We start from the raw sequence: 16,134 nt of genomic DNA, 5'->3' as shown, positions 1-16,134 counted from the left end.
TAAATGATTAATTTATTTCTTTTAGGTTTGCCGGGTGCTGGTAAAGGAACAGTATCAGAGCAAATTGTTGATAAATATCATCTAACTCATATTTCAACTGGGGATATGTTTAGAGAAGCAATGGCTAATGAGACCAAAGTTGGTCTTGAAGCTAAAAGTTACATTGACAAAGGTGATTTGGTACCGGACGAAGTTACTGCTAGATTAGTAGAAGAACGTTTGGGTCAACCAGATATTAAAGAAGGCTACATTTTAGATGGCTTTCCTCGGACAATTGTTCAAGCTGAACTTTTGGAGGATATCACTAAGAAGTTGAACAAACCTTTAACTAACGTAATCTCTTTAGAGGTTAAGGAAGATACTTTAGTCAAACGTTTATCAGCACGCTTTATGTGTAAAAAGTGTGGTGCCACTTATAACAAAATTACTAAGATGCCTAAAGTAGAAGGTACTTGTGATCGTTGTGGCAGTCATGAATTTTATCAACGTGAAGATGACAAGCCAGAAGTAGTTAAGAATCGTTTACAAGTTAACGAAAAGATGAACACACCTTTGAAAGACTATTATCAAAAGAATGGGTTGTTAACCTGTGTAGATGGTGAACAATCTCCTGAGAAAGTCTTTGAAAGTGTTGATGCGGTTTTAAGTAAAAAGCAATAATTTGTATATTTACTTTTCCGTGTTATAATTTCAAAGTATGACTGTTTAAATGCGGAGGAACAGCTTTGGCAAAAGATGATGTCATTGAAGTAAAGGGTAAAGTTATTGATACTTTGCCTAATGCTATGTTTAAGGTTGAATTGGAAAATGGAGCAGAAATATTAGCACATGTTTCTGGGAAAATCAGAATGCACTATATTCGTATTCTGCCCGGAGACCGTGTTACTGTAGAACTTTCTCCTTACGATTTAACAAAAGGTAGAATTACTTATCGGTTTATAAAGTAATAACGGAGGGAAACATGAAGGTTAGACCATCTGTTAAACCAATGTGTGAACATTGTAAGATTATTAAAAGACATGGTCGTGTGATGGTTATTTGTTCTGCAAATCCAAAACACAAACAGCGTCAAGGTTAAAAATAAAATAGGAGGTGCAATTTATGGCACGTATTGCTGGTGTTGACTTACCAAGAGATAAAAGAATAGTTGTTGCATTAACATACATTTATGGCATTGGTGAACCAACAGCTCAGAAAATTTGTGCGGATGCTGGTGTTTCTGAAGACATACGTTCAAAAGATTTGACTCCAGATGATCAAGAAAAGCTTCGCGCAGAAGTTGATAAATACCGTGTTGAAGGTGACTTGCGTAGAGAAGTCAGCATGAATATCAAACGGTTAATTGATATTGGTTCTTACCGTGGTATGCGTCACCGCCGTGGACTTCCAGTTCGTGGACAAAATACCAAGAATAATGCCCGTACTCGTAAGGGTAGTAAGAAGAGATAAACAAAAATATAAGGAGGTTTATTGATGCCTAAAACAGCACGTAAGCGTCGTGTGAAGAAGCACGTTGAAAAAGGCGTTGCTCACATTCATTCTACGTTTAATAATACTTTAGTCATGATTACTGACGTTCAAGGCAATGCAATTGCTTGGTCTTCAGCTGGTGCATTGGGCTTTAAAGGTAGTCGTAAGTCTACCCCATTTGCAGCTCAAATGGCAGCCGAAGCAGCAGCTAAGAGCGCAATGGACCAAGGCATGAAACATGTAGAAGTTTCTGTTAAGGGTCCTGGTGCTGGTCGTGAATCTGCTATAAGATCACTTCAAGCTACTGGACTTGAGATCACTGCAATCCGTGATGTCACTCCAGTTCCCCACAATGGTTCTAGACCACCAAAACGTCGTCGTGTTTAATTTTGTTCTTAATGAAGGACGTTGCGTTTTGAAAGGGGCCTAGTAATGATTGAATTTGAAAAACCAAATATTACCGTTGTGGACCAAGAGAAGGCTTATGGTAAATTTGTTATTGAACCACTTGAACGAGGCTTTGGTACTACTTTAGGTAACTCATTACGTAGAGTTTTACTTACATCTATTCCAGGTACTGGACTTGTTTATGTTCAAATTGATGATGTTTTACACGAATTCTCCACTGTTCCAGGTGTTAGAGAAGATGTTGCTAAGATTATCTTGAACCTGAAGAAGCTTGAATTAAAATCTTTTTCAGATGAGCAAAAGACCATTGAAGTAGATGTTGAGGGTCCAGCTACTGTTACCGCCGATGATCTGAAAGCCGATTCAGATATTCAAATTCTGAATCCAGATCAATATATTTGTACCATTGCTGACGGTGGTCACTTGCATATGCAGATTGCAGTCAAAAATGGCCGTGGTTACGTTGCCGCAAGTGAGAATAAGAGTGAAGATATGCCAATTGGTGTTATTCCGGTTGATTCTCTCTTTTCACCAATTAAAAAAGTTAATTACCAGGTTGAGTCAACTCGTGTTGGTAAAAGAGACGATTTTGACAAGCTCACTTTAGAGATTTGGACTGATGGTTCAATCAAGCCTAATGACGCCCTTAGTTTTGCTGCCAAAATTTTGGTAGCGCACTTTAAAGTGTTTGAAACTGCTGATGCAAATACCCAATTCAATGATGTTATGGTTGAAAAAGAGGACGATACTGCAGAGAAGAAGCTCGAAATGACAATTGAAGAGCTTGATTTATCTGTTCGTTCATACAACTGCCTTAAGCGTGCCGGCATTAATACTCTGCAAGAACTGACTGATAAGACAGAAGCAGATATGATGCGTGTACGTAATTTAGGACGTAAATCATTAGAAGAAGTTAAAAATAAATTAACTGATTTGGGACTTTCACTTCGTCAAGAAGATTAACTAACAAATAAAAGGAGGTAAACTGATGGCATACCGTAAATTAGGTCGCGATAGTGCACATAGAAAAGCAATGCTTAGAGAAATGACTACTCAATTGATCATGAACGAACGCATTGTTACTACTGAAACACGTGCTAAAGAAGTCCGCAAAACTGCCGAAAAGATGATTACTTTAGGCAAGCGTGGTGATTTAGCTGCAAGAAGAAAAGCTGCTGCTTACGTTCGTAATGAAGTTGCTGACATTCAAGAAGAAAAAGATGCAGTTGTTGTAAAATCAGCATTGCAAAAACTCTTCAGTGATATTGCACCTCGTTACAAGGACCGTAATGGTGGTTACACCCGTATTTTGAAGCTTGCCAAGGCTCGTAGAGGCGATGCAGCTCCAATGGTTATTCTAGAATTGGTTTAAGTTAGAATAACCAAAACTTAATAGCTATTAAGAATTATCCATGAAAGTGAGAATAAGCGTTAAGATGATGACGAAAGTTTAGTCTAGCTTAGATAATGAAAATTATCCCTCTTCATGGGTGATTTTTTTTGCTCTTTTTATTTCAATAAAAACGCTAAGTTTGATGTGAACCCCGAAGTTAAGACAACTTCGGGGTTTTTGTTATATAAATTAATGTTTTTTTTTGAAAGGTTGCAATGAAGGCTCATTTTTATATAATGAGTCACTGCTTAAAATCTTCTGCGTAAGAATAGCGAATTTAGACTAATAAGAAACTATTTATTCGCCATTATCTTAATTTATTACGAGGTCTTTTTTTGGTACAATTGAATAAGACTTTTTAGGAGGGTGAGAGCATGACAAAAGATAGTATCATTAAAGTTAATAATATCAGTTTTACATATCCTGAGTCCGACTCGCCTGCGATTGATAATATCAGTTTTGAAATTAAGAGGGGTTCTTGGACGTCGATTATTGGTCATAATGGTAGTGGGAAGTCCACCATTATTAGATTGATCAATGGCTTACTAGTAGCTGATGAAAAAGACGATTCCTATATTGAAGTCGACGGAACCAAACTTGATGATGATAGTGTATGGGATATCAGAGATAAGGTTGGCGTCGTTTTTCAAAATCCAGACAATCAATTTGTCGGTGCCACAGTAGCTGATGATGTTGCCTTTGGCCTTGAGAACCGGGGGGTTCCCCGCACCGAAATGCTCAAAATCGTCCCAGAAGCGATTAAAGCTGTCGACATGACAGAATATACTGATACCGAGCCAGCTAACCTCTCTGGTGGGCAGAAACAGCGTGTGGCGATTGCAGGGATTCTTGCAATCAAGCCTAAGATTATTGTGCTAGACGAAGCAACATCAATGCTTGATCCCGAAGGTCGGGATAAAATTTTGGGGATTGTTCAGCAAATGAAGCAGGAATACGACTTAACCGTAATCGCCATTACCCATGACATTGATGAAGCTAATATGGCCGATAATATCATTGTGATGAATGATGGTAAGCTGATTACTCAAGGAAATGCAACGAAGGTATTCAGCCAAGTTAAACTGCTAAAGGAAATTGGGCTGGATGTTCCTTTTTTCCAACAAGTAATGGATGATTTACGTAGTGACTCAATCACAATCCCAGAAACAATTAATTCAGAAGAAGAGTTGGTAAAGTACTTATGTCAATTAAATTCGAACAAGTAGGATATACTTACTCACCAGGTTCACCATTAGAAAAAAAGGGTTTAGAAGATGTCAATTTTGAATTAAAAACTGGCTCTTTTACGGCCATTATTGGTCACACCGGCAGTGGAAAATCGACGTTGATGCAGCATTTTAATGCGCTGTTAAAACCGACAGAGGGCAAAATTGAAATCGCAAATACAACAATTACGCCTGCAACTACCAATAAAGATTTAAAGGAATTAAGACGGCACGTAAGCCTGGTTTTTCAATTTCCTGAAGCACAATTATTTGAAAGTACTGTGCTCGATGATATTGCTTTCGGTCCCAAAAACTTTGGCTATAGTCCCGAAGAGGCAAAGAAAAGTGCCAAAATATGGTTAAGAAAAGTTGGCTTGCCAGATGATATCGCTCGGCGTTCACCGTTTGAGTTATCAGGCGGGCAAATGCGCCGGGTAGCAATTGCTGGCGTAATGGCTTATGAGCCCGATATTTTATGCTTAGATGAGCCAGCTGCTGGACTTGATCCACGGGCACGCAAACAGATGATGCATCTTTTTGCCCAATACCAACAAGAAGGTCATACGGTAATTTTAGTTACACACAATATGGATGATGTCGCTGATTATGCGGATGATGTTCTGGTAATGGAACACGGAAAGATGATCAAGCATGACTGTCCGGCAAAAATCTTTCAGGATCGGACATGGTTAAAAAAGCATCATCTTGAGGAGCCTAAGGCATCGCTATTTGCGTCACGATTAACTAATTTTAATTTTGTTCAACCACCATTAACGGAGAAAAAACTTGTAGAAGAAATAGAGCAAAATTTAAGGGGATGAACTTGTGAATAAAATTTTAATTGGTCGGTACATTTCCGGAGATTCGCTAGTTTATAAGATGGATCCACGGGGAAAACTATTAACAACAATTTGCTTTATTTTGTTAATATTTTTGGCTAATAATCCCGTTACATATATTATTGTTACGCTTTTCAGTATCCTTGCAGTGGCAGCAACAGGTTTGAAACCAAAGGTCTTTTGGGATGGAGTCAAACCAATGATTTGGCTGATTCTATTTACCTCTTTTTTGCAATTATTTTTTACCGTTGGTGGAAAAGTTTATTGGCGATGGGGGATTTTTGCCATTTCAACTTATGGTATTACTAATGCGGTTTTTATCTTTATTCGGTTCACTGTCATTATTTTAATTTCAACAGTCATGACCGTAACAACAATGCCGCTAGAAATTGCGGATGCAATTGAGTGGCTGCTAATCCCCTTAAAATTATTTAGGATACCTGTGGATAAAATTGCGTTAGTAATGTCAATTGCCTTAAGGTTTGTCCCCACGCTTTTTGATGAAACTTATAAAATCATGAACGCACAGCGTTCTCGGGGAGCCGATTTTAATAATGGCGGCTTAATTCAACGTGCTAAGGCAATAACGCCACTTTTGGTTCCTTTATTCATTAGTTCATTAGAAACAGCCATCGACTTATCAACAGCAATGGAATCACGCGGCTATCGCGGTGATGAGGGACGAACTAAATTCCGAGTTTTAAAATGGTCAAAATATGATTTAGTGAACTTAGGTTATTTCGTCGTCTTAACAGCTCTATTATTAATTTTTAGGACACATTAATGAATTACACAAGGTATAAAATGACACTTGCCTACGATGGGCACCTTTTTCATGGCTTTCAATCGCAACCTCGTCAGCGGACAGTGCAGGGAACAATTGAAGCCGCGTTAAAGAAAATGACTAAAGGTCGCGAAGTCGCTGTTGAAGGTTCAGGAAGAACGGATGCAGGCGTGCATGCTTTCGGTCAAGTTATTCATTTTGATTATCCGGGGACAACAATTCCGCCAGAACGCATGATTTGTGCACTTAATTCAATCATGCCGCTTGATATTGTTTTTAAAGAATGTGAAATTGTTGATGAAAACTTTCATGTTCGTTATAGTGCGAAGGGAAAATGGTATCGTTACCGAGTTAGCCTAGATCGCTTTGTTGATCCCTTCAAGCGTTTTTATACGGGCCATTATCCTTATCCGGTTGACTTGGAAAAAATGCAGCTAGCAGCAAAAGATTTATTAGGAACACATGATTTTACTAGTTTTGCCGCTAGTGGAGGCCAGATAAAAAACAAAGTTCGCACAATGTATTATGTCAATGTGCAAAAAGATGAAGAGGAAAATGAAATAATTTTTGACTTCATTTGTTCCGGTTTTTTATACAATATGGTCAGAATTTTGGTGGCAACTTTACTGGAAATCGGTAATGGTAAAAGACCGCTCAATGATATACCCCGAGTAATTAAAGCAAAGAACAGGGAAGAAGTCAGAGAAACGGCACAAGCCAACGGCCTGTTTTTATATCACGTCTTTTATGAAGATATTCCGAAAAAATATCGCCTAGATAGCGAATTATATTGACAATTAAGCAAAAAGGACGTATTCTATTTAGGTATGTTTGTCCACGATAGGCCCCGGAATCTTATTGTATTCAAACAACGTATAAACGGAGGAAATTAAATTGCGTACTACACAATTAGCAAAACCTAATGAAATTGAACGTAAGTGGTATGTTATTGACGCAACAGATGTATCTTTAGGTCGTCTGTCTACTGCAGTAGCAACTATTTTAAGAGGTAAGAACAAACCTCAATACACACCAAATGTTGACACTGGCGACAACGTTATTATTATTAACGCTGCTAAGTTAAAGTTAACTGGTAAAAAGGCTACTGACAAGATTTACTATCACCACTCTTCTTACCGTGGCGGTTTAAAGGCTACCCCAGCAGGTGACTTACTTGCCAACAACCCAGTTAGATTAGTTGAATTGTCAGTTAAAGGTATGCTTCCAAAGAACACTCTTGGTCACCAAGAATTCATGAAGATGCATGTTTATGCTGGTGAAGACCACAAGCATGAAGCACAAAAGCCTGAAAAATTGGACATTAATAAATTAATCTAGGAGGTTATTATAAATGGCACAACAAGTTGCATATGCTGGTACTGGCCGGCGTAAAGATGCTGTCGCTCGTGTACGTTTAGTACCAGGCAGTGGAAAAATTACAGTTAATAACAAAGATGTTGATCAATACATCCCATTCCCTAACTTAGTTAAGGATTTAAAACAACCTTTGACTTTAACCGAAACTGACAGTCAATACGACGTTAAGGTTAACGTTAATGGTGGTGGTTTCTCAGGTCAAGCTGGAGCAATTCGTTTAGGTATTGCCCGTGCTCTTCTTGAAGTAGACCCAGATTTCCGTGGCCCATTAAAGAAGGCTGGCTTCTTAACTCGTGACCCAAGAATGGTTGAACGTAAAAAGCCAGGTCTCAAGAAGGCCCGTAAGGCATCACAATTCAGTAAGCGTTAATTTATTTACGTCTATTGAACAGATCAATAAAACTATTTGGTTATTGGATTACTTATCCTTTTTCCAGACGAGTTTTCAAGGCATCAGTGTTAAACTGATGTCTTTTTTTATAAGGTAGTAAAAAATGGCAAATATCGAATTAACACGTTTTCGGATTAAAAAGGGCAAAGAACAAATAGCACAAGAATGGATGAATTTCTTAAACCGGCACCACCAAGATACTGTCGCCACCATGGCAGGTGAAAAAATGTATGTTGAAACGGTTTTTAAGGAAAGCAATCCAGACGGTTATACATACTTCTACTGGTATTCAATTCAGGGGATAGGTGGAAATGCGGTTGAAGATTCTACCAGTTATATTGATCAAAAGCATTTAGAATATTGGGAAGAATGCATTGATGAAACCTATCGTCCGGTTGATATGGTGGTTGAACAAAGTTTATTAGCACCACTAATTGAGCAGGCAATCACGCAATCCGAACAATAATTGTGAGTTGCTTATACTAAGCAGCTGCCGATTTTAGTTCTGTTAGCGAAGAATATCTGTTATTTTACCTGATTATTAATTTTTAATTCAATCAAAAAAGTGCGAGAGTAATTTCTCGCACTTTTTGTTTGGTTTAGAATTTGTTATTCATATCGCAGGGCTGTAATTGGATCGAGTTTAGCTGCTCGTCGTGCTGGTAGTGTTCCTGCCAAGAAGGTAATTAAACAGATGATACCAATGATTATCAAACTGCTTGACCAATTGAATTGTACCAATGTAAAGCCATCTAGTCCCTTTAGGAAACTTGTAGTTGCAACCTTATTAATGGCTTGTCCAATGCCCATTGCCGCTAACAAGCCAAGTAGAGATCCGATCAGGCCAATTAAAATTGCTTCACAACTAAAGATTGAGAAGACTTTTCCGCCGCCTAATCCAAGGGCCTTCATCAAGCCAATTTCGCGCGTACGATCACGCACTGACATGTAAAGCGTGTTGATAACGCCAAAACTAGCAGCAATCAGTGCAATTGCACCGAATAAAATCAGTACGCCAGTCACAGCATTAAAGACTTGGAATAATTGTTTAACCGATTCCTTGAGTGTCATTGCATCAAAGCCTTTTTTGTTGAGCCTGTCCTCAATTTCCGTAATCTTTTGATCATCCTTACTTGTTGGTGTGGCTACAACTTCAACGTAACGTGCTTTTAGTGCTTTAGGTAAACCGGCTTGGTTGGCAGCAATAATCTTATCACTTAAGCCGGTGCTATAAACCGATTGACCGCTGCTGACCATGCTTTCGTTACGAACGCCCACGACTTTAGCTGCAATCTTTTCCTTTTTCTTAGTCACAGGTGAAATTGCTGTCAAATTAATTTGTTGACCAATCGCGTGCCGTGGATTTTTGTAGCCAAACGCCTTAGCCATCTCTTTAGTCAGCAGAATTTCGCTTGCCTGACCTTGAGTAGCAACTTGACGTCCGGCCAACAAGTCATATTTAATTCCTAAGGTTACCTGAGCATCAATTAGGTATTTGGTTTTGCTTTTACCCTGAGCATACTCAACGTTACTATCTTTAAGAGCCTTAACGTCTTTTAGCCCTTTGACAGACTTGATTTTGGCGACATCTTTTTTACTAATCATGCCATCGGCATTGTGGCTGCTCTTACTTGAGTTGTATTTTTGTGGTCCTGAACCATCACTGCTAGAATATTGCGGGCTAATAATCATTTGTTCAGTATTGCCAACATTGCCAATTTGCTTATGCAAATAATCGTTAACACCGGTATTGATTCCAAGCGTAATACTAATTGTCAAAGCACCGATTAACACCGCGATTATGGTTAAAAAAGTGCGTCCTTTGTTATGCCATAAATTAGTTGCGGCGGAATTTAAAATATCACGAAATTTCATTCTTTGCCTCCTTCAACTAACTGGCCATCTTTAATTTGAATTTGTCGTTCACACTTGTTTGCTAGATCTGGATCGTGGGTGACGATAATTAAGGTGATTCCTTTTTCTTTATTTAAGTTGAATAAAATATTTTCAACCATTTCACCAGTGCCAGAGTCAAGATTACCAGTTGGTTCGTCAGCAAAAATTATTTGCGGATCATTGACTAAAGCACGTGCGATGCAGACCCGCTGCTTTTGACCACCAGAAAGTGCGTTAGCCTTATTATTAGCCTTGTTTTCAAGGCCCACGGCTTTAATTGCCTTTAAGGCAGCTTCACGCCTTTTCTTCCCCGTGATACCAGCTATTTTCATTGGCAACATGACATTTTCGAGTACACTGTCTTGAGCATTAAGAAAAAATTGTTGGAATACAAAGCCAAAAGTCTTGTTACGCAACTTATTCAAGTCTCGCGCCTTGATTTTAGCTGTTGGTTCGTCATTAAGCCAAACGCTACCCGAAGTGGGGTGGTCAAGTAAGGCCATGATATGCATCAAGGTTGATTTACCCGAACCACTTTTACCGATGATGGCAACTGATTCGCCCTGATTAATTTGTAAACTGATTCCACGCAGCGCATCGAACTTAGAGGCACCTTTGCCATAAGTTCGTGTGACTTCGCGCGTTTCTAGTAGACTCATCTAGTCTTTCCTCCTTGGATCACTGTATTATTGATATAATACAGCTCAGTATATTAATAGTCAATACTTTTTTAATAAAAATCACAGATTAGCGTAGATAGCTGTTACTATTAGATTTACAAGTGCTTTCTTACTTCTTACTTAAATAGTATGAGTAGATAATGGGCACAATAAGATCGATAAGAATAATGATGATAAAAAGGGACATTGTTTGATCAAGTGCGGTTACTAATAAAAATAGCCCACTAAGCAGCATGAGCCAACCAGCTAAACGATGTGTTTTTTGCCAGTTAACATTATTGTTCAATGTCCAAGGAAGACGAAAACCGATTTGACCATTCGGTCTGGTTTTTGGCAGGTAATTGCCGAAAATAACCAGTATTAATCCAAACAAAGTATTGAAAACGAATGACATTTTAAGTGGGTAGCCGAGTGCAAAAGCGTAAATTGAATAACTGGTTATGTTAACAATAATTGGAATAAACCATAAGGTAATGTTAACGATCTTAAAATTTAAACTACCGGTCTTTGACTCATGCGCAATGAGATAAAAAACTAACAATTGCAACAGCAACATTAAGATTGGAATAGCACAAATTGCCCAAATTTTAGCAGCAAAACCGTTTGGACTATCATTTAGGCCAAAGTGAATTGCCATTCGCGCAGGTAATTTATTATATAGCAGTAAACCAACTAAAATTGGTAAAAGCGTTAGTAAACAGGTAATCACAAACGTTTTTTGGTATCTTTTTTTATTCATCTTGATCTCCTTTCAAATCAACGAGCCAAGTCATGATTTCTTCAATGATGGAAGTATTTAAAGAGTAATAAATATAGTTTTTTTCTTTTTCTTCACTAATTAAATCAGCTTTTTTAAGAACGTTTAGATGATAAGAAATTGTTGCTTGTGTCATATCAAAGTGACTAGCAATTTCACCGGCAGACATCTGTCCAGCTTTTAATAACTGCAAAATCTTACGTCTGACAGGATCTGCTAACGCTTTAAAACTGGTTTCAAAAGCCATTTTTTCTCCTTTCTATTTAGAAAAACATCTAATTAGGTATTTTTCTAAATAGTACCACCTTTTTTACTGAAAGCAATCATTATTATTTCTACAGAATAGCTTTTTTTAAAGATTAAATTATTGTGTTTTAATTTTTGAGTTGAAAATAATACTTTTAAGTTTTACAATATTATATAAAATATAATATTGGAAGGAGCAAAAAAATGCCTTTACAAATTCAGCCTCGTTTACTTGATGGGGCAGTCTTATGTCTTATTAATAATGATCGATTATACGGTTATACGCTTTCAAAACAGGTGCAGTCTTACTTTGATGTCTCAGATTCTGCTATTTATCCTGTTTTGCATCGCTTAAAAAAGAAAAAATTTGTTATTACTTATGACAAACCGTTTGAGGGAAGAAATCGCCGCTATTATCAGATCACCGACTTAGGAACTAATGAATTGCAGACTATTACTAATGAATGGTGGATTTTTAGTGATAAGGTCGACCAGTTGATGGGGGAGCAGAAATGAATAAAATAATTGAAAATTATATCAGTGAATTAAGCAATAACTTGAGTGCATTGCCTTATTCTGATCGTCAAGATGTAATTGAGTTTTACCAAGAATTTTTATTTGATGGTGATTTTAAAACTGAACAGGACATTGTTGACGATTTAGGCACACCCAAAATGTTGGCACGTAAAGTGTTAGCTGATTACTCCATTTCGGATAAAGATAACCCACAGCCACGTAATGCTTCCTCTAAATCGAACTTAAAAACAATTTGGGTAATTTTACTTGGAGTGCTTGCGGCACCAATTGGTATTCCCTTAGCTATTCTTGCCGTTCTGTTAATGATTTTAATTCTCCTTATTTTCTGTGCAGTGTTTATTGCAATTACGCTTGCAATTACAGGATTGTTTATAACAGGAGCTTTAATTTTATGTAAATCATTCGGCTTGATTTTTACCATTAATTGGTCGACTGGCCTGCTTTATAGCGGAGCCGGTATCATGCTAATCTGTGTTGGCCTATTGCTATTCCCACTTCTAATGAGATTTATCCGGTTCCTAATTGCGGAATGTACCACATTCTTCCGCTTTCTTGGGAAAAAGATTTTTAAGAAACAATATTATAAGACTAATTCTAAAATGAAAACGGAGAAATAATTATGAAAAAGTATTTTCAAATTACCGGCGTGGCGCTAATTGTTGGAATTATTATGACACTGATAGGTTGGGGTAATAAAGGAGTCAAACCAGTAATTGATAATCATGACCGCTTTACTTTTACTGCTATCGGCAATAATAAGCTCACACGCAAAGAAACTATTAATAACAATTTTAACAAAATAGCAATTCAAGCAGAAAATTCAGATTTTCATATCCATTCTGGCAATCGTTTCCAGATTAAGGTTACTGGCGTTAATCCAAATGCAGTGCAGGTAAAAGTGAAAGATGATACCCTGAACATCTATGAACCCAGACCGTTTGCGATTAACTGGCGCAAGATTAACTCCAAAGTTGACATCACGATTCCTAAAAAACATAAGTTGGTTGAAACATTCGTAGCAAGCTCGGGAAACATCAAAGTAGACAATATGACAATGACCCGGCTACTTATTTCAACTTTTTCTGGAACAATAACAGTTGATAAAATAACTACCAAAGAATCAACCATAGAAACAGAAGAAAACTATGGGCTCAAAACTATTAATTCGAATTTAGGTAATTCGGCTTTAACAGTTGATCGAGGTAAATTAACTATTGATCATTGTCAATTAAGCGCTATGGGAACGTCTAATTCTGGTGACGTGTATATTGCTAATTCGCGTCTTCTCAATAAGAGTCAGTTTGATATGGATCGAGGTAAATTTGTGTTAAAAAATGTTCCTAATCTCAGTTATCAACTATCTGCAGACGGCAAAGCAATTACATATATGGGGTCCAAACCATACGAAAATTTCATCAAAAAGACTTCAGATAAGAATTTACTGATTGTTAATTCATCGGAAGGTACAATTATAATTGAGTAAGATGTACCCAATTAAATGAGTAATAGAAAGCGGATGACAATCAAGTAAGTTAGTTTATGTGGAAATTGAATGAGATTTTATCATCGGCTAGTTAAGAGATTGTGAAGTAAGAAATGAAAACTAGTAAAACTATTTTAGGCTCAATAATGGCATTTGCTTTTCTGGTAATTGGCCAAATGCTGGCGGAAATTACTGATTTTGGATTAAAGTTAATCCATTGCCCAGTTACTATCTCAGCAATTATTAGTGGATTAGTCTATTTTGTGGCTGTGTTTTATTGTGTTAAATTGCTTTGTCAATATTATTTGCACTTGCCTTTATCAGCAATTGGAGTAACAAAATTTCATCTTAATTTGGTGTGGGGAATAACTGCTTTTATCCTGCCAGTAATGGTCATTAGCGTGTTTATCTTATTTGGTGGTTATTTCAAAACCGCTGCTTTACCCAATTGGGAATTAATCATGATTAACATCTTCTACGGCAGTTTTGCTGCTGGCTTTGTGGAAGAGTTAGTTTTTCGGGGAGTAATTTTAAATCTTTTGTCAATTAGGTGGAATCGCTGGATAGGGGGGTCAGTCACATCATTGATCTTTGCCAGCATGCACATTATTGGCCGTAAATTATCAGCTATAAGTATTTTGCAGTTGCTAATTGCATGTACTTTGGCAGGAATTATGTTTGTACTTATTGAAACTGAGCAGCGTACGATTTGGAATAATGCCGTGATTCATTCAATCTGGAATTTATTGACGAGTGCGTTGGTGGCTGTTAATGTAACTTTTAAAAATGATGCACTTATTACTTTTATTCCTAATAATAAGAATTTCTTGTATACAGGTGGCGACTTTGGAATAGAGTCTTCCCTTATTGCATTAGTGGCCTATCTGATTGTTATTCTTTTAGCAGTATATTTAATTAAACAGAGAAAGCATGTCTAATAATCTGTTGTAAGGATTTCTGCAAAAAGTGTAACCTGAAAATAATAAGCAAAATTAATGTCTCTTGTAGTTAGTTGTATTGAAATGAGTTTGACTTAACTGTTATTAATACCCATAATAGTCAGCATATAAGCGGGTATTGTGATAACCAACAGGAGATACTAGATGTTAAAAAAACCGCACCGTCTAAACCAAGGAGACCAAATTGCTATTGTTAGCTTATCAATGGGAACGCTAGGAGAGGATTTTGCCGCACACCAACTTAAGCTGGGCAAGAGGCGGATTGAAGAACTCGGCTTAAAACCAGTTTTTATGCCACACGCTCTTAAGGGAATTGATTATGTGAAAAATCATCCGGAAAAAAGGGCAGCGGATCTGAAAGATGCCTTTCTAACTCCTAGCATTAAAGGTATTGTTGCTGCAATTGGGGGCGATGACACTTACCGAATTCTACCTTATTTGCTGGAAGACGAGGAATTTAAACAAGCGGTAGTAGATCATCCGAAGCTGTTTACCGGTTATTCGGACACTACTAATGATCATCTGCTGTTTTATCGGTTAGGGATGCAGAGCTTCTACGGCATTAGCTTTTTAAACGATTTTGCTGAACTAGATAATGACATGTTGCCGTATACTGCAAAAACGATTGCCCACTTTTTTACTAATCCGCCAGTAACGGACATCACCGCTAGCACAACTTGGTATGAAGAGCGAACGGATTTTTCTCCGACCCAATTGGGCCAAGCTCGCGTGAGTCATCCTGATACAGGCTACAAAGTTTTACGCGGCAAAGGTAAGATTCAAGGCCAACTTTGGGGCGGCTGTCTTGACAGTCTAGCCGATGATTTAGGTGATGATCGCTATCCTGATGAACCTGAAGTTATTTCCCACTACCATCTATTGCTTTCGCCCGAGGAAGCCAAGGGAAAGCTGCTATTTATCGAAACATGCGAAGAACAGCCTGAGCCCGCTCTTTTCCGTGAAAAATTAGCTAAACTTGATAAGGTGGGAATTTTACCCAGTGTCAGTGGTATTTTAGTCGGTAAGCCGCAGAATAAAAAATATTTTGCAGAATATCAGCAAGAATTACTGGCTGCAACCGCGGACTACCAAACACCGATTTTATATAACGTCAACTTTGGTCATGCCTATCCGCATACGGTCCTGCCATACGGTGCTACTGCCGAAATTGATTGCGAGCAAGCGGGCTTACGGATTCTAGAACCGTGGTTTGCTTAGTATAATTTTTTGCTAGGTCATTAAATGAAGGTTCACATGTTTTAAGCTTCATTTATATAAAAATCGTGCCACGGCTGCTGTAGAAAACTTGGTAACTCCACCAACATAAATTATTTTTCATCTGCGACTTCAAATCTTTGTGAAAGCGATTGCTTAATGCTAGGCTATTCATATAGATAGGAGGTAAAGTTGATGAAAATTGATAAATTTATGAATACGCTAGGATGGATTGCTTCGATTACGGCAATCATTATGTATGTCGCATATATACCGCAAATTTTTAACAATATAAGAGGGATGAAAGGTAGTCCAATACAACCTTTAGCAACGGCCATCAACACTTTTTTATGGGTAATCTATGCTCTTTTTAAAAAAGATCGTGACCTTCCTTTAGCTCTGTGCAATGCCGCTGGTGTAATTTTTGGTTTAATTGCATTTTTCACCGCTTTGTAAGTTACAAATCATTAAAA

General features: G+C 37.6%; 24 protein-coding genes. 20 read left to right on the top strand and 4 right to left on the bottom strand.

The window, feature by feature from the left end; all coding sequences use genetic code 11:
- Positions 1–3: 3 nt before the first annotated feature.
- The 14 genes from J3U69_RS06200 to J3U69_RS06135 all read left to right on the top strand — a co-directional run bounded on the left by J3U69_RS06200 (position 4) and on the right by J3U69_RS06135 (position 8,354).
- Positions 4–660 carry an adenylate kinase gene (locus J3U69_RS06200; RefSeq protein ID WP_103752391.1) on the top strand — a complete coding sequence of 219 codons (657 nt, stop codon included), beginning with the start codon at positions 4–6 and terminating at the stop codon, positions 658–660.
- Between the two features lie 65 nt (positions 661–725).
- Positions 726–947 (top strand): translation initiation factor IF-1, encoded by a 222-nt coding sequence (gene infA / locus J3U69_RS06195; protein WP_103752392.1) that lies wholly within the window; start codon positions 726–728, stop codon positions 945–947.
- A gap of 14 nt (positions 948–961) precedes the next feature.
- Positions 962–1,078 (top strand): 50S ribosomal protein L36, encoded by a 117-nt coding sequence (gene rpmJ, locus J3U69_RS06190; protein ID WP_003647815.1) that lies wholly within the window; start codon positions 962–964, stop codon positions 1,076–1,078.
- A gap of 23 nt (positions 1,079–1,101) precedes the next feature.
- Positions 1,102–1,449: a 30S ribosomal protein S13 gene (rpsM, locus tag J3U69_RS06185; RefSeq protein WP_046307546.1), complete on the top strand. Its 348-nt coding sequence runs from the start codon at positions 1,102–1,104 to the stop codon at positions 1,447–1,449.
- 24 nt (positions 1,450–1,473) lie between these two features.
- Complete coding sequence (rpsK, locus tag J3U69_RS06180; RefSeq protein ID WP_034980403.1) at positions 1,474–1,857, top strand: 30S ribosomal protein S11; 384 nt, start codon at positions 1,474–1,476, stop codon at positions 1,855–1,857.
- A 45-nt stretch (positions 1,858–1,902) separates the two neighbouring features.
- Positions 1,903–2,841, top strand: a complete 939-nt coding sequence (locus J3U69_RS06175) for a DNA-directed RNA polymerase subunit alpha (RefSeq protein WP_103752393.1) — start codon at positions 1,903–1,905, stop codon at positions 2,839–2,841.
- Positions 2,842–2,866: 25 nt separating this feature from the next.
- A complete protein-coding gene (gene rplQ, locus J3U69_RS06170; RefSeq protein WP_103752394.1) occupies positions 2,867–3,250 on the top strand; it encodes a 50S ribosomal protein L17 in 384 nt (127 codons plus the stop codon).
- Between the two features lie 395 nt (positions 3,251–3,645).
- Positions 3,646–4,497: an energy-coupling factor transporter ATPase gene (locus J3U69_RS06165; protein WP_220234744.1), complete on the top strand. Its 852-nt coding sequence runs from the start codon at positions 3,646–3,648 to the stop codon at positions 4,495–4,497.
- A complete protein-coding gene (locus J3U69_RS06160) occupies positions 4,473–5,318 on the top strand; it encodes an energy-coupling factor transporter ATPase (protein ID WP_267413430.1) in 846 nt (281 codons plus the stop codon). Before J3U69_RS06165 ends, J3U69_RS06160 begins: the two co-directional genes overlap by 25 nt.
- A gap of 4 nt (positions 5,319–5,322) precedes the next feature.
- Positions 5,323–6,120 carry an energy-coupling factor transporter transmembrane component T family protein gene (locus J3U69_RS06155; protein WP_220220056.1) on the top strand — a complete coding sequence of 266 codons (798 nt, stop codon included), beginning with the start codon at positions 5,323–5,325 and terminating at the stop codon, positions 6,118–6,120.
- Positions 6,120–6,914: a tRNA pseudouridine(38-40) synthase TruA gene (truA, locus tag J3U69_RS06150; RefSeq protein ID WP_103752398.1), complete on the top strand. Its 795-nt coding sequence runs from the start codon at positions 6,120–6,122 to the stop codon at positions 6,912–6,914. Before J3U69_RS06155 ends, truA begins: the two co-directional genes overlap by 1 nt.
- A gap of 100 nt (positions 6,915–7,014) precedes the next feature.
- A complete protein-coding gene (gene rplM / locus J3U69_RS06145; protein WP_103752399.1) occupies positions 7,015–7,458 on the top strand; it encodes a 50S ribosomal protein L13 in 444 nt (147 codons plus the stop codon).
- Between the two features lie 13 nt (positions 7,459–7,471).
- On the top strand, positions 7,472–7,867 hold the full coding sequence (gene rpsI / locus J3U69_RS06140) for a 30S ribosomal protein S9 (RefSeq protein ID WP_103752400.1): 396 nt from the start codon (positions 7,472–7,474) through the stop codon (positions 7,865–7,867).
- A gap of 124 nt (positions 7,868–7,991) precedes the next feature.
- Positions 7,992–8,354: a DUF6176 family protein gene (locus tag J3U69_RS06135; RefSeq protein WP_267413429.1), complete on the top strand. Its 363-nt coding sequence runs from the start codon at positions 7,992–7,994 to the stop codon at positions 8,352–8,354.
- Between the two features lie 143 nt (positions 8,355–8,497).
- Here the strand turns inward: J3U69_RS06135 and J3U69_RS06130 are convergent, their stop codons facing one another.
- From J3U69_RS06130 to J3U69_RS06115, 4 genes are all read right to left on the bottom strand, one after another.
- Entirely contained in the window at positions 8,498–9,763 is a 1,266-nt protein-coding gene (locus tag J3U69_RS06130) for an ABC transporter permease (RefSeq protein WP_220232224.1), read from the bottom strand.
- Entirely contained in the window at positions 9,760–10,443 is a 684-nt protein-coding gene (locus tag J3U69_RS06125; protein WP_220220053.1) for an ABC transporter ATP-binding protein, read from the bottom strand. The genes J3U69_RS06130 and J3U69_RS06125 overlap by 4 nt, the downstream gene beginning before the upstream one ends.
- A gap of 130 nt (positions 10,444–10,573) precedes the next feature.
- Positions 10,574–11,203 (bottom strand): SdpI family protein, encoded by a 630-nt coding sequence (locus J3U69_RS06120; protein ID WP_267413428.1) that lies wholly within the window; start codon positions 11,201–11,203, stop codon positions 10,574–10,576.
- The gene (locus tag J3U69_RS06115) at positions 11,196–11,468 is read right to left on the bottom strand and encodes an autorepressor SdpR family transcription factor (RefSeq protein WP_103752405.1); all 273 of its coding nucleotides are present in this window, start codon (positions 11,466–11,468) and stop codon (positions 11,196–11,198) included. The genes J3U69_RS06120 and J3U69_RS06115 overlap by 8 nt, the downstream gene beginning before the upstream one ends.
- Positions 11,469–11,671: 203 nt before the next feature.
- Here J3U69_RS06115 and J3U69_RS06110 point away from each other — a divergent pair, with 203 nt between their 5' ends.
- The 6 genes from J3U69_RS06110 to J3U69_RS06085 all read left to right on the top strand — a co-directional run bounded on the left by J3U69_RS06110 (position 11,672) and on the right by J3U69_RS06085 (position 16,117).
- On the top strand, positions 11,672–11,983 hold the full coding sequence (locus J3U69_RS06110; protein WP_103752406.1) for a PadR family transcriptional regulator: 312 nt from the start codon (positions 11,672–11,674) through the stop codon (positions 11,981–11,983).
- Complete coding sequence (locus J3U69_RS06105) at positions 11,980–12,621, top strand: DUF1700 domain-containing protein (RefSeq protein ID WP_267413427.1); 642 nt, start codon at positions 11,980–11,982, stop codon at positions 12,619–12,621. Before J3U69_RS06110 ends, J3U69_RS06105 begins: the two co-directional genes overlap by 4 nt.
- A gap of 2 nt (positions 12,622–12,623) precedes the next feature.
- Positions 12,624–13,487 (top strand): DUF4097 family beta strand repeat-containing protein, encoded by an 864-nt coding sequence (locus J3U69_RS06100; protein ID WP_267413426.1) that lies wholly within the window; start codon positions 12,624–12,626, stop codon positions 13,485–13,487.
- Positions 13,488–13,600: 113 nt separating this feature from the next.
- Positions 13,601–14,425, top strand: a complete 825-nt coding sequence (locus tag J3U69_RS06095; protein WP_267413424.1) for a CPBP family intramembrane glutamic endopeptidase — start codon at positions 13,601–13,603, stop codon at positions 14,423–14,425.
- A 165-nt stretch (positions 14,426–14,590) separates the two neighbouring features.
- Positions 14,591–15,664 (top strand): S66 family peptidase, encoded by a 1,074-nt coding sequence (locus tag J3U69_RS06090; protein ID WP_267413422.1) that lies wholly within the window; start codon positions 14,591–14,593, stop codon positions 15,662–15,664.
- A gap of 192 nt (positions 15,665–15,856) precedes the next feature.
- Positions 15,857–16,117 (top strand): SemiSWEET family transporter, encoded by a 261-nt coding sequence (locus tag J3U69_RS06085; protein WP_220232219.1) that lies wholly within the window; start codon positions 15,857–15,859, stop codon positions 16,115–16,117.
- The last annotated feature ends 17 nt before the right edge of the window (positions 16,118–16,134 follow it).

This window comes from Lactobacillus sp. B4026, from assembly GCF_026535825.1.
Taxonomy (GTDB): Bacteria; Bacillota; Bacilli; order Lactobacillales; family Lactobacillaceae; genus Lactobacillus; species Lactobacillus panisapium.
Note: the sequence above shows the minus strand (reverse complement) of the source record. Positions and strands in the feature narration are given on the sequence as shown.

Coding starts and splice junctions, on each gene's coding strand:
- J3U69_RS06200 (WP_103752391.1), top strand. CDS start 4: ATGATTAATTTATTTCTTTTAGGTTTGCCGGGTGCTGGTAAAGGAACA.
- rpmJ (WP_003647815.1), top strand. CDS start 962: ATGAAGGTTAGACCATCTGTTAAACCAATGTGTGAACATTGTAAGATT.
- rpsM (WP_046307546.1), top strand. CDS start 1,102: ATGGCACGTATTGCTGGTGTTGACTTACCAAGAGATAAAAGAATAGTT.
- rpsK (WP_034980403.1), top strand. CDS start 1,474: ATGCCTAAAACAGCACGTAAGCGTCGTGTGAAGAAGCACGTTGAAAAA.
- J3U69_RS06175 (WP_103752393.1), top strand. CDS start 1,903: ATGATTGAATTTGAAAAACCAAATATTACCGTTGTGGACCAAGAGAAG.
- rplQ (WP_103752394.1), top strand. CDS start 2,867: ATGGCATACCGTAAATTAGGTCGCGATAGTGCACATAGAAAAGCAATG.
- J3U69_RS06165 (WP_220234744.1), top strand. CDS start 3,646: ATGACAAAAGATAGTATCATTAAAGTTAATAATATCAGTTTTACATAT.
- J3U69_RS06160 (WP_267413430.1), top strand. CDS start 4,473: ATGTCAATTAAATTCGAACAAGTAGGATATACTTACTCACCAGGTTCA.
- truA (WP_103752398.1), top strand. CDS start 6,120: ATGAATTACACAAGGTATAAAATGACACTTGCCTACGATGGGCACCTT.
- rpsI (WP_103752400.1), top strand. CDS start 7,472: ATGGCACAACAAGTTGCATATGCTGGTACTGGCCGGCGTAAAGATGCT.
- J3U69_RS06135 (WP_267413429.1), top strand. CDS start 7,992: ATGGCAAATATCGAATTAACACGTTTTCGGATTAAAAAGGGCAAAGAA.
- J3U69_RS06130 (WP_220232224.1), bottom strand. CDS start 9,763: ATGAAATTTCGTGATATTTTAAATTCCGCCGCAACTAATTTATGGCAT.
- J3U69_RS06125 (WP_220220053.1), bottom strand. CDS start 10,443: ATGAGTCTACTAGAAACGCGCGAAGTCACACGAACTTATGGCAAAGGT.
- J3U69_RS06120 (WP_267413428.1), bottom strand. CDS start 11,203: ATGAATAAAAAAAGATACCAAAAAACGTTTGTGATTACCTGTTTACTA.
- J3U69_RS06115 (WP_103752405.1), bottom strand. CDS start 11,468: ATGGCTTTTGAAACCAGTTTTAAAGCGTTAGCAGATCCTGTCAGACGT.
- J3U69_RS06110 (WP_103752406.1), top strand. CDS start 11,672: ATGCCTTTACAAATTCAGCCTCGTTTACTTGATGGGGCAGTCTTATGT.
- J3U69_RS06105 (WP_267413427.1), top strand. CDS start 11,980: ATGAATAAAATAATTGAAAATTATATCAGTGAATTAAGCAATAACTTG.
- J3U69_RS06100 (WP_267413426.1), top strand. CDS start 12,624: ATGAAAAAGTATTTTCAAATTACCGGCGTGGCGCTAATTGTTGGAATT.
- J3U69_RS06095 (WP_267413424.1), top strand. CDS start 13,601: ATGAAAACTAGTAAAACTATTTTAGGCTCAATAATGGCATTTGCTTTT.
- J3U69_RS06090 (WP_267413422.1), top strand. CDS start 14,591: ATGTTAAAAAAACCGCACCGTCTAAACCAAGGAGACCAAATTGCTATT.
- J3U69_RS06085 (WP_220232219.1), top strand. CDS start 15,857: ATGAAAATTGATAAATTTATGAATACGCTAGGATGGATTGCTTCGATT.